This is a genomic window from Aeromonas sp. R10-2 (assembly GCF_040908445.1).
Taxonomy (GTDB): Bacteria; Pseudomonadota; Gammaproteobacteria; order Enterobacterales; family Aeromonadaceae; genus Aeromonas; species Aeromonas veronii.
Genome location: NZ_JBFODS010000061.1, coordinates 20,859 through 33,224 on the forward strand (window position 1 = coordinate 20,859; position 12,366 = coordinate 33,224).

7 protein-coding genes are annotated in these 12,366 nt (G+C 54.0%); all 7 read left to right on the plus strand.

The genetic code is table 11. The annotated features are described in order from the left end of the window. The first annotated feature begins 98 nt into the window (after nt 1-98). Nucleotides 99-1,028: a TIGR01212 family radical SAM protein gene (locus AB5Y97_RS12560; protein ID WP_368158089.1), complete on the plus strand. Its 930-nt coding sequence runs from the start codon at nt 99-101 to the stop codon at nt 1,026-1,028. A gap of 377 nt (nt 1,029-1,405) precedes the next feature. Next, nucleotides 1,406-3,550 carry a type I secretion system permease/ATPase gene (locus tag AB5Y97_RS12565; protein WP_005350980.1) on the plus strand — a complete coding sequence of 715 codons (2,145 nt, stop codon included), beginning with the start codon at nt 1,406-1,408 and terminating at the stop codon, nt 3,548-3,550. After that, nucleotides 3,543-4,976 (plus strand): HlyD family type I secretion periplasmic adaptor subunit, encoded by a 1,434-nt coding sequence (locus AB5Y97_RS12570; RefSeq protein WP_005350982.1) that lies wholly within the window; start codon nt 3,543-3,545, stop codon nt 4,974-4,976. The genes AB5Y97_RS12565 and AB5Y97_RS12570 overlap by 8 nt, the downstream gene beginning before the upstream one ends. A 37-nt stretch (nt 4,977-5,013) precedes the next feature. Further along, on the plus strand, nt 5,014-6,333 hold the full coding sequence (locus AB5Y97_RS12575) for a TolC family outer membrane protein (protein ID WP_103251043.1): 1,320 nt from the start codon (nt 5,014-5,016) through the stop codon (nt 6,331-6,333). 138 nt (nt 6,334-6,471) lie between these two features. Further along, complete coding sequence (locus tag AB5Y97_RS12580; protein WP_223849329.1) at nt 6,472-7,224, plus strand: transglutaminase-like cysteine peptidase; 753 nt, start codon at nt 6,472-6,474, stop codon at nt 7,222-7,224. Between the two features lie 3 nt (nt 7,225-7,227). Beyond that, a complete protein-coding gene (locus AB5Y97_RS12585; RefSeq protein WP_139741466.1) occupies nt 7,228-9,153 on the plus strand; it encodes an EAL domain-containing protein in 1,926 nt (641 codons plus the stop codon). 263 nt (nt 9,154-9,416) lie between these two features. Then, nucleotides 9,417-12,366, plus strand: a 2,950-nt coding sequence (locus AB5Y97_RS12590; RefSeq protein WP_368158090.1) for a retention module-containing protein, incomplete at its 3' end; no start/stop codon positions are given.

Below are 12,366 nucleotides of genomic sequence, written 5' to 3' on the forward strand. Positions count from 1 at the left end.
TCGGGTATTTATATGTTTTACCCTCTCCGCTAGCTTGATCCAGCTCAGTCCCTGTTTTGCGCAAGCTCGTACAATGGCGCTCCTTTAGCGGAGGTGTCATGCCGTTACACGAACTCGTCAATACATTCGGTCAGGATCTCAAGCAGCGTCATGGTCAGAAGATCCACAAACTCTCCATCCACGGGGCCTTCACCTGCCCGAACCGTGACGGCACCCTGGGCCGCGGTGGCTGCACCTTCTGCAATGTATCCTCTTTTGCTGACGAGTCGGCTCAGCAACTCTCCGTGGTGCAACAACTGCTGGCTCGCCGGGACGAAGTCACCCGTGCCAAGCGCTATCTTGCCTACTTTCAGGCCTATACCAGTACCTATGCCGAGGTCGAATATCTGCAGCGGATGTATGAAGAGGCGCTGTCGGTGAGCGATATGGTGGGGCTCTGCGTGGGCACTCGCCCCGATTGCGTACCGGATGCGGTGCTGGATCTGTTGGCGGGCTATCAGGCCCGGGGTTACGAGGTGTGGCTGGAGCTCGGGCTGCAAAGTGCCAATGACAAGACCCTGCAACGGATCAACCGCGGCCACGGTTATGCCGCCTATGAGGATGCGGTAAGACGTGCCCATCAGCGCGGCATCAAGGTATGTGCTCATCTGATCGTCGGCCTGCCGGGCGAAGTGCCGATGGACAGCCTCGATACCCTGCATCGCATCGTTGAGACCGGTGTTGAGGGGATCAAGTTGCATCCGCTTCATGTGGTTGAGGGTAGTACTCTTGGCAAGGCATGGCAGGCGGGGCGCCTTGAGGTATTGACGCTGGAGCAGTATGTGGAGGCGGCCGTTGCCATGATCCAGCACACGCCGCCCGAGGTGGTATATCACCGGATTTCGGCCTCCGCGCGCCGTCCAACCCTGTTGGCGCCAGCCTGGTGTGAAAATCGCTGGACGGCCATGGCGGACATTGCCAAAGCACTCTCATTGAATGGCCCGCAAGGTCACGCGTTGGGCAGACCCTTCATACTTCCTGACCTATAATTGAGCACCAGATTATTATTTTCACGTAAAACATAGGGTTATATAAAAAACTTCATACCCTAAACTATAGTTTTGGTACGTGCCGGTTGATATAGTGGTGCGCCATAATAAATGTCATTATCAATTAACTCCGACATTCACCCTGATTGCAGTGTTAGCATGGTGTTGATGAGCCGATTATTTTTACCAATAACGAATCATGCCGCCATTGCTGCTGTGCCGGGAAATTGGCGATGAGTGTCGCGATCTATCTGGACAGGTTTATCCCCTGATCAGTCTCATCAGCGGGAAGGCCACTCGGTTTTAGCGTGGCTATAGCAGGGAAATATGAGCGATGAACGCTCTTATCTACCTCATTTATGCAGTGACAGGATGCTATGCAAGCAGAAACAAGTCGTATTGATGAGTTATTGGAGTGTCTGGTCTTCTTGACCCGTTTTTATGGTGTGCCCAACAGTCAGGATGCCCTGACGACCGGGTTGCCACTGGTCTCCGGACGCCTGACTACCGCACTCTTTTGCCGTGCTGCCGAGCGGGGCGGGTTATCCGCCCGTGAAGTGATCCAGCCACTGGCTGATATCTCTCCCTTGCTGCTGCCTTGTGTATTGCAGATGCGCAGTGGTGGCGCCTGTATATTGCTGGAGTGGAACGAAGATCGCAGCCAGGGGAAAGTGATTTTCCCGCAGGCCGGTGATGCCGCGCAATGGCTGACCGCAGCCCAGTTGGGTGATGAGTATCTGGGGCGCCTCTTCTATGTAAAGAAGCAGTTCAAGTTTGACGAACGCTCGCCCAAGGTGCTGGAAACCCGTGATGGCCACTGGTTCTGGAGCACCTTGTTCGAATCCCGCGGCATCTATCGCGATGTGCTGATCGCCTCCATTCTGATCAACCTGTTTGCCATTGCCAGCCCTCTTTTCACCATGAACGTCTATGACAAGATTGTGCCCAATCTGGCGTTTGATTCACTCTGGGTGCTGGCGGTCGGGGCCATGGTGGTCTTTACCTTCGATTTTGTGATGCGGCAGTTGCGCAGCTACTTTATCGATATCGCTGGCAAAAAGTCTGATGTGCTGCTGTCCGCCAAGATTTTCGCCAAGGTGATGGGCATGAGGATGGAATCTCGTCCCGCTTCCACCGGCGCGTTCGCCAAACATCTGCAGGAATTTGAATCGGTGCGGGAGTTTTTCACCTCCGCAACGGTTTCTACTCTTATCGATCTCCCTTTTGCCGTCTTCTTCCTTTTTATCATCTGGATGTTTGCCGGTGTGATGGTGGTGGTCCCCATCGTCGCCATGCTGATCCTCATCGCTTACAGTTTTTATATTCAGGAGCCCCTCAAGCAGTCCATCGAAGAGGGTTCGCGCCTTGCGTCCCAGAAGAACGCCAACCTGATTGAAAGTATTTCCGGGCTGGAAACCGTCAAGATTTTCGGCGCCGAGAGCATGTTCCAGCATCGCTGGGAACAGGCCGTTTCTCATATTTCCACCTGGGGCGTACAGACCCGCCGCATTACCAACTCCATGTCCTCGCTGGCCAGTTATATCCAGCAGGTGGTGACGGTTGGTCTGGTGATTGTCGGTGTTTACCAGATCTCCGAAGGCTTGGTCACTATGGGGGGCATGATTGCCGCCGTGATGCTCTCCAGTCGCGCCATTGCACCTATGGTGCAACTCTCCGTGTTGTCGACCCGTTATAACCAGGCCAAGTCAGCACTGGATATTCTGGAAAAAATCATGCAAACCCCGGGAGAGCAGGAGGAAGGCAAGCAATATATCCATCATCCGGTGATTGCCGGTCGCATTGAATTCGAGAATGTCTCCTTCAAATATCCCGGCATGGAAACCAGCACCCTGCACAATATCAATTTGCGCATTCAGCCGGGCGAAAAGGTGGCGATTATCGGCCGGATTGGGGCGGGTAAAACGACCCTCGAGAAGTTGTTGATGGGGCTGTATCGACCGACCGATGGCTCGGTACGTATCGACGGTTTTGAACTTGATCAACTGCCACCTGCGGTGATCCGTCGCAATATCGGCTGTGTTCCGCAAGATGTCATTCTCTTTTTCGGATCGGTGCGGGACAACATCATGCTGGGTAATCCGCTGGTGGATGATGTGAGAGTCTTGCGCGCAGCCAAGCGGGCGGGTGTCACCAACTTTACCAACCGGGATCCTAACGGGCTGGATCGGCAGATAGGCGAGGGGGGCCGTCAGCTATCCGGTGGCCAGCGTCAGTCGATCCTGCTGGCACGCGCCCTGCTCAATGATCCCCCCATTCTGGTGATGGATGAGCCGACCTCCAACATGGACAATCAGTCCGAGATGCAGGTCAAACAGGAGCTCGCCAGACTGGGCCCGGAAACCACATTGATCCTCATCACTCACAAAACCTCGATGCTGGATGTGGCATCGCGAGTTATCGTCATCGAGCAGGGGCAGATCGTTGCTGATGGTCCCAAAGAGGTGGTGTTACAGCAGTTGAAGGAAGGCAAGGTGCGCGTGCAGGAGGTGTCCCATGGTTAAGGGGCTCATGGACTGGTTCAAGCGCAGCAAAAAGACGCCTTCAGGCGAGGTATTGCCAGCACCCGAGCATCTGGAGTTTGTCGATGACGGCGCGGCAGCTGTACTGCTGACCACGCCGACCGGAGCTCGCATCCTGCTATGGTGCTGTTTCCTCTTTTTCATGAGTGCCATCGTCTGGGCGGCCTGGGCCGAACTGGATGAAGTCACCGTGGGTCAGGGCAAAGTTATTCCGTCCCGTCAGCTGCAGGTGATCCAGAACCTGGAAGGGGGGATCGTCAAAGAGATCTTCGTCAAAGAGGGGGACATCGTCGAAAAGGGGCAGCCGCTGCTGCGTATTGATGACACCCGTTTCCGCTCCGACTTTAGAGAACGGGAGCAAGAGGTCGTCACCCTGAAGGGGGATGTGGCCCGTCTGCGCGCCGAGATGGCCAGCGTCGAGGTGAAAAACGACCCGGCACTGGGGTGGCGTGAGCAGGTCGTGGTAGGCGAAGCGCCAATCCAGTTCCCCGATGGTTATGAAACCGTCTTTGCCGAATATGCGCACCGTGAGCGCTCTGTACAGCGGGATCGCCTCAATAACCTGAAGAACCAGCTCTATATTCTTGGTCAGCAAATCGAACAGAAAGAGCAGGAGCTGATTGAACTTAATGCCAAAATTCGCACCGTGAATCGCAGTGTGGATCTGGCCAGACAGGAACTGAATATTAGCCGTCCGCTGGCGAAAGAGGGTATAGTGCCTCAAGTGGAGCTAATCAAGCTTGAGCGGCAGGTCAACGAGATGCAGGGGGAGCTGGAGAGCAACCGTCTGCTGATCCCAAAACTCAATTCGGTACTGCGTGAGACCATCTCCAAGCGTAATGATATTGCGCTAAAATTCAGAGCAGACTCCCAGACTGAACTGAATGAGAAACAGGGGCGGCTTGGCCAGTTATCAGAAGGGCAGGTTGGCTTGCGAGACAGGGTCGACCGGACCAGCGTGATTGCTCCGCTCAAGGGCACCATCAAGAAACTCAAGATCAACACCCTGGGCGGCGTGGTTCAGCCCGGCATGGATTTGATGGAGATTGTGCCGTTGGAGGATACCTTGCTGGTAGAAGCCAAGGTGTCACCGAAAGATATCGCCTTCCTGCGACCGGGGCTGGATGCCATCGTCAAAATTACTGCCTATGACTTTACAATCTATGGAGGATTGCATGGCAAGGTTGAACAGATAAGTGCGGATTCGATCCAGGATGAGGAGGGGAACTCCTTTTATCTGGTTCGGGTTCGAACTGAGAAGAGTTACTTGGGCGATGAGCTTAACGCACTTCCCATCATCCCCGGTATGTTAGCCAGTGCTGATATCATTACTGGTAAAAAAAGTGTCCTAGACTATTTGCTTAAGCCGATTTTACGGGCGAAGCAGTCGGCACTGAGAGAACGATAAGCCAACAATCTAAAAACAAAACATGACTGGAGATAACATGAAAAAAACGATTGTTGCCATGCTGGTCAGTGGCTGCATCCTGATCCCGAGTTTGGGTCAGGCCCAGACTCTGGAAGAGTCGGTGGCACAGACACTTGCTACGCATCCCAAGATCAAGGAAGCGTTTGATCTGTATCAGGCACGACTCTATCAGCATGATGGAGCCAAGGGTGGCTATTATCCCACGATCGATCTGCGTGGTGGCGTAGGCTATGAAAAGACTGACAGCCCTACAACTCGTGCTCCTGGGTTCAGGGGTGATGATTCACTGACGCGTAAAGAAGCCGGACTCAGTCTGCGGCAAATGTTGTTTGATGGCTTTGATGTCAGCAACAACGTCTCCAGAACCGAAGCAGAAGCCAATGCCCAGCGTCTGGCGATGATCTCCGAAGCAGAGAATACCGCGCTTCGAGTAGCTGAGGTCTACCTCAATATGCTGCGTCAGCAGGAGATCCTGGAGCTTTCCAAACAGAACCTGGAAACCCACGAACAGATCCGCAGCGACATCAGCAAGCGGACTGATTCAGGGCTTGGCTCTACTGCGGATCAGACCCAGATTGAAGGTCGTGTTGCCAGGGCCTATTCAAATCAGGCCGCTGCCGAGAACAACTATCGCGACGCAGAGAGTGAATTTATTCGTGTCGTGAACGAGGTTCCCAAAGATCTGGTACAGCCGGTTCCCAATACCGAGCTTATCCCGACCAGCCTCGATAGTGCGCTGAAAACAGCGACCGAAGTCCACCCGACCCTGCTCTCTTCCCTGCAGGATATCGAAGCGGCCAAGTATCAGCATGAAGGTGCCAAATCCGGTTTCTACCCCAATGTAACATTCGAGGTCGATCAGAACTGGAATGAGGATATCGATGCGGTCAAAGGGCGCAACGATGATCTGACAGCCATGGTGCGGATGCGTTACAACCTGTTCCGTGGTGGTTCTGATGTGGCAGAGAGCAATGCAACATCGGCGCTCTACTCTCAGGCGAAAGACATTCATTTGAATGCGTTCCGCCAAGTAGAGGAAGGCACTCGTCTGGCCTGGAACGCGAAAGAGTCGCTGGCCAAGCAGAAGACCTTCCTGAAAGAGCATGTTGACGCCAGCTATGACACCGTACAGGCGTACAAGAAGCAGTTTGGGTTGGGTCAACGGACATTGCTGGACGTATTGAACACCGAGAACGAACTGTTCGAGGCGCGTCGCAGCTACATTACTGCCGAGTATGATGCACTGCTGGCGGACTATCGCATTCTCAACGCGACAGGTAGCCTGCTCAATGCATTTAGCGTCAAACAACCCGCTGAATGGCAGGCCAGGCAATAACCGTTTGCCCATGATCCCGCTGGGATCATGAACGCCAATATGATGGTGACTGCTGCTGGCAGTCACCATGTTTGGCTAAAGCAGATGGTTGCACGGGCTTTGAGGAGTGCAGCAGCAATAATGCAGCAGGAATATGACGTGACACTCCAGCGCGGAACCGGCGGCAGATGGTGTTATCTTCTTAATGAATGGAGATACCGATCCTTACGCGCTCTGCGCCACTCCTTATGGATCCTGCTGTTACCCTTCTCACTTCTGCTCTGTGCCAGTCAGCCTCTGCCACAGGAAGATCTCAACTTGATCAAACGGGCGGAGCAGACCTATGGCGCCAGAGCCGGCAAGCGTGTAACTAGTTGGCGTATGCTGGTCATGGAGACGAAGGGCAGGGCCCTGAGCGAAGAAAAAAAGCTTGAGCGGGTAAATAATTTTTTCAATCGGATGCGTTTTATTGACGATATCAAGTTGTGGCGCAAAAAGGATTATTGGGCAACCCCGCTAGAATTTTTGGGAGCCGCTGGGGGAGACTGTGAAGATTTCAGTATCGCCAAATACTCTACGCTGCTCGAGCTTGGGATCCCGGATGATAAAATGCGGATGGTGTACGTTAAGGCTCTTGATTACAACCAGTTTCACATGGTGGTGGCATATTATGAGACACCCTCTTCCGTTCCGGTTATTTTGGATAATTTGATAGGCTCGATTCGCCCAGCCACACAGCGGCGTGATCTGGTGCCTATTTACAGTTTTAACGGTAGTCACTTGTGGTTGATGAAGGCACGAGGCCAAGGGGAACTGGCTGGTCAATCATCCCGCTTGGGATTATGGAATGATTTACGCAATCGCATGACCTCGGGGCGATTGGCTCGGCCAGTGGTGAATTTGGATGATTAACCTATGACGCTCTATCGACAGTTATTAGCCACCATGCTGCTGCTGTTTGGATTGTTATTTGCGGCCACATACTGGGTGCAATTCAATTCAACCCGCACTTATCTGGCGCAGCAACAGGAAACAACGGTCATCAATACGGCAACCTCGCTGGGGCTTGCGCTCACCCCCTATCTGGAAAATGGTGACAAGGTCGGTGCCGAGTCGGTGATCCAGGCCATTTTTGATGGCGGCTATTATCGATTGGTTCGCCTTGATCTGCTGGCATCAAAGGATGTCATCGAGCAGGAAAATACCAACAATATTCAGGGGGTACCGCGGTGGTTTGTAAATTTGGGACTTTTTCCTGAGGTATCCAACGAATCAATTCTGACATCTGGCTGGTTGCAGCTTGGAAAATTAAAAGTAGTGGGTCACCCCGGCCAGGCTTATTACGAGTTGTGGCGGGGGATGAGCGAGCTGGCGAGCTGGTTTCTGGTCGGCTTTTTGATCACCACAATTTTGTTGATGAGAGCACTAAACTACTTGCTCAAGCCACTCAAACAGATCTGTGATCAAGCCGTCGAGATCGAGCTGCACCATTTCGGTCATACGATCCCGGAGCCTAAAACCCATGAATTGAAGCAGGTCGTTCAGGCGATCAACACCCTCTCAAGCAAGTTGGCGTTGCAATTTAAAGAGCAAGCCGATGAGGCCGAGAAATTGCGTGAGCGGGTTTATGTCGATGCCGTGTCGGGGCTTGGCAACCGAGCCTATTTTGTGGGTCAGGTAAACGCATGGATAGCGGAGGCTGGCCAAGGTGGCGTCATGCTGGTTGCGGTCGACATGCTGGATGATATCTATCGCGATGAAGGCTTTGCTGCCCGCGACAACATGGTCAAATCGATAGCTCAGGCTTTGAAAGAGCAATTAAAAGGGTGGGATGGCGCAGCCTTGGCACGGATCTCCGCGACGGAATATGCGCTGCTCTGTCCAACTGACGATCTGACTCAGCTAAAAGAGCTGGCTGAAGTGATTAATAGCCGCATTGCCGATCTGGTGGTGAATCCAATGGGCGAAGGGGATGCGCTCTCCGTCATTGGTATTGCCGGTCGTGATGGCAATGATGATCTCTCTGCCTTGTTGACCAAAGCCGATAATGCGCTTGGCAAGGCGCGCAATGAACGCCGCGGTGCTGTGGTGATGGAAGGGGGTACCGAGCAAGGTTTGATGGGGCGTTTGGCCTGGCGAGATCTGGTACAAGATGCCATTTCACGACAACTTTGGCGCTTCAAAGCCCAACCAGCTTGCCGGTTTGATAATGGAGCAAGGTTGCATGCCGAGCTGTTTGCTTCTATCTCTCGGGATGGCACAGATTATTTTGCCGGTCAGTTCTTGCCCGCGATTGAACAGTTCAAATTGGGTGGCGAGTTTGACCAGGCGGTGCTTGATGCTTGCGTTCCATTACTGCAAAAACAGTCTGATCTGGTTCTGGCGATCAACATCACTGCTGGCTCGCTCTGCTCGGATGAATTTTTAACCTGGCTGACGCGCTATCTGACCGAACATACAGAGCTCAAAGAGCGGTTGTTATTTGAAATACCTGAAGCTGCCATCATGAAACATAAAGACAACGTGGCTGCGTTGGTGGGCACCTTGCAAGCTCATGGCTTCCAGTGGGGGGTTGACCACTATGGTCGTCACTTCCAGTCTCTGGGCTATCTGGAGGAGCTGTCGCCGGCTTATGTCAAGGTCGATCACGGTTATACCAGTCAGGTCATGGAGCCGGGGGCTGACACCTCATTCCTGGCTGCAGTGTGTCGCGCCGCACACAATGCCGGTGTGACCACCATTGCGACCCGTGTCGAGGATCAACATCAAGTGGAACTGCTTTCCAAGTTGCATATCGATGGTTACCAGGGATTTGTTCATCCTGCCTTCCCATTGTCTTGAACTAAATGCTGGAAATGGCCCCGATAGGGGCCTTTTTTATACCAGTCACTTCTCTTTTTGCCATTTTTCTATAACCAACTCAAGGTCAGCCTTGAATGGGGCTGTGTCTAGGGTTCTGATTTGTATTAAGAAATTCCAACTCTTCGATTTTTTTCCGTCCATTTGTTGAATTCCTCTCGAACGTACGCTTTTTTGCAACGGAACAGCGCGCTATCTCCTTCTACGGTGTAGACATCAAGATCTGTCACCTTGGAGCAATGGATATGCGTACCCAAATCATCGACAAGTCCGTGGTTGTCTCAGCTATAGAAGGCAATGTGGAGATTGTGCTGGCTGATGGAAGCAGCCGCCCTCTGCAAAAAGGGGAAATTCTCCAACCCGGAGCAAAATTGGCCATAGCTGATGACGCCAAGCTGGCTCTTTCCCCTTATGACGATACTCCAGCATCGGATGTTCCGGCCGGTTCCGAGTCCGCTGAACCTGCTCAACCGCAAGTGGCGGCCAGCCAGGAAGGCGCACCTTCAGATATTGCCGCATTGCAAGAATCGATTCTGCAGGGTGTTGACCCGACTCAAAACTTTGAGGCTTCTGCTGCTGGTGGGGCTCCAGCGGCCGGTGGTGGCGGTATTGGAGGCGTAGCCGGAGCGAGTGGTAATGGTGGTTTTGTCACTATCGATCGAACTGGTGATGCGACCATTGCCGAGGCCGGTTTTGACACCACCTATCAGGCTGAACCCTTTATCAACACTGAGCAAGTGGCGGAACCACTGTTGGAACCTGATCCCGTCACTAATATCTTGTTGGATGAGAGCGAAGTCGTTTCTATAGCTGAGGATAACCCTGTTAGTGGTGATCTTTTGGTTAACAGCTCCAACCCGGATGGCCCGGTAGATGCCAGCATTGTTTCCTATGACTGGGGGATTAATATCGGAGTGCCTGCCGGTGTTGCTGCCACCATTACCGGTGTGGGCACGCTGATCATCAATCCGGATGGAAGCTATACCTTTACTCCGGCCCCTAACTATGATGGCGCCGTTCCCCCGGTGAATTATCAGGTGACTGATGGCCAGGACACAGTGACATCGACACTCGTTGTCTCCATTACCCCGGTAGATGAAGAAGTAGGTCTTGCAGGGCTGGCTCGGGAAGGGGGTGAGGTACAAGTCAGCGATACCAATTTAGCGGATGGTTCGGATCCCAACGCAGCAGCTCTGACTCAAAGTGGGGGATTTACCTTCAATGCGCCTGACGGTGTCCAGAGTTTGACTTTGGCTGGCGTTACATTAATCACCAATGGCCAGTTAGGCGCATCATTTCCACAGTCCATTATCAGCCCATTAGGAAATGCACTGACCATCACCGCGGTGACCTACAACCCTGTGACCGGTGCAGGACAAGTTAGTTACAGCTATACCCTTGGCGATAATGAAAATCATACAAGACCCGTCAATGACACCTCCCTAAGCGAAAGCTTCAGCGTTGTACTGATCGATAGCGATGGGGACACGGCCAGCGATACCCTTGACGTTACCATTTTGGATGACACCCCCACTCTGGCTGGTGGGGAGGAACAATTCGTGCGCGGTTTGGTGCACGAAGATGCGCTGCCCAGCGGCAACAGCGAAGGGGCTGACCAGAGTGTGAGCGCAACAGGGCTGGCTGGCACCCTTAATGCGCTGGTCAACTTTGGTGCCGATGGGGCAGGCAGCTTTGGTCTGGGCAGTGATGTCAGTAGTCTGGTGGGACAGGGGCTGACCAGTGGCGGTGTGGCGCTGAGCTACAGCGTGGCGGGCAATGTGCTGACAGCCAGTGCGGGTGGTGTGCCGATCTTTACCCTGACTGTAGGGGCTGGCGGCAGCTACAGCTTTACCTTGAGTGGTCAGTTGGACCATCCGACAGCGGATGGTGATGACGGTGAACAATCGGCAGGCGTGGGCATCGACTTCTCTGGCGTACTGGCCACCACCGATGGTGACGGAGACCCACTGACAGGTGGCTTCCCTGCAGGGAGTTTTGCCATCAACGTGGAAGATGATGTGCCGACCGCCACCAACGACGAGGGTGGTTCTGTCACCGAAGATGCGGCGGGTAGCCTGAGTGGCAATGTGCTGGGCAATGATACATCTGGTGCCGATACGCTGGCGGTGTTTGTTGGCTGGAGTGCTACCGGGCATGACAACAGTGCTGCGGTCAGTGCGTTGGCCACCTACGGTGTCTTTACTCAAAACCCGACCACTGGCGCCTGGAGTTATACGCTGGACAACAGCCGTGCGGCGACCCAGGCATTGACGTCCTCGTTCAACCAGAGCTACGACGTTTGGTACACCATGAAGGATGCGGATGGTGATGAGAGCATCGCCAAGCTGACCATTACTATTCAGGGTGCGAATGATACGGCCAAGGTGACGGTGGCGGCAGAGAGGGTGGATTCGACGGTTTATGAAGCGGGTCTGAACCCGGATGGTTCGGCCGCTGCGGGCAACAGTGAAACCGATAGCGACAGCTTCCAGGTCTCGGCCAGCGATGGGATCAAGGAGGTGGTGATTGGTGGCGTGACCTTCTCGGTGGCGACGCTCAAGACCTTCTCGGTCGGTGCGCCGTCGGCAGGGATCAACACGGGAGAAGGTACCCTCAAGGTGATTGGTTACAGCAGCGCCGACGGGGACAAGAACGCGACGATCACCTACAGCTACACACTCAATGCGGCGCAGACACACACGCAACCAGCGAATGACACCACCCTGACGGACGTGGTGGGAGTGACCGTGAACGGAGTGGGTGGCAGCACAGACAGCGGCAACCTGACGATCGCCATCATCGACGATGTGCCGAAGGCGGTGAATGATGGCCCGGTTGCGGTGACAGAAGACGGTACGCTGGCGGTCAGCGGCAATGTGCTGACCGATGGTAGCGACGATGTGTTTGGTGCCGATGGCAAGGGAGCAGACTACGTGGTGTGGGACGCCAACGCGGCGGCCAAGGCCGAGTTGGCGCAATATGGCACACTGGTGCTGGATGATGTGACCGGGGCGTACAGCTTTACCCTGAACAACGCCAGTGCTGCGGTACAAGAACTGGGTGCAAATGACCTCAAGAGTGTCGAGCTGACCTACTTCATTCGTGATGCGGACGGTGACACCAGTCCGGCCAAGCTGACGATCACCATTCAGGGTGCGAATGATACGGCCAAGGTGACGGTGGCGGCAGAGGGGG

Coding starts and splice junctions, on each gene's coding strand:
- AB5Y97_RS12570 (WP_005350982.1), top strand. CDS start 3,543: ATGGTTAAGGGGCTCATGGACTGGTTCAAGCGCAGCAAAAAGACGCCT.
- AB5Y97_RS12560 (WP_368158089.1), top strand. CDS start 99: ATGCCGTTACACGAACTCGTCAATACATTCGGTCAGGATCTCAAGCAG.
- AB5Y97_RS12585 (WP_139741466.1), top strand. CDS start 7,228: ATGACGCTCTATCGACAGTTATTAGCCACCATGCTGCTGCTGTTTGGA.
- AB5Y97_RS12565 (WP_005350980.1), top strand. CDS start 1,406: ATGCAAGCAGAAACAAGTCGTATTGATGAGTTATTGGAGTGTCTGGTC.
- AB5Y97_RS12575 (WP_103251043.1), top strand. CDS start 5,014: ATGAAAAAAACGATTGTTGCCATGCTGGTCAGTGGCTGCATCCTGATC.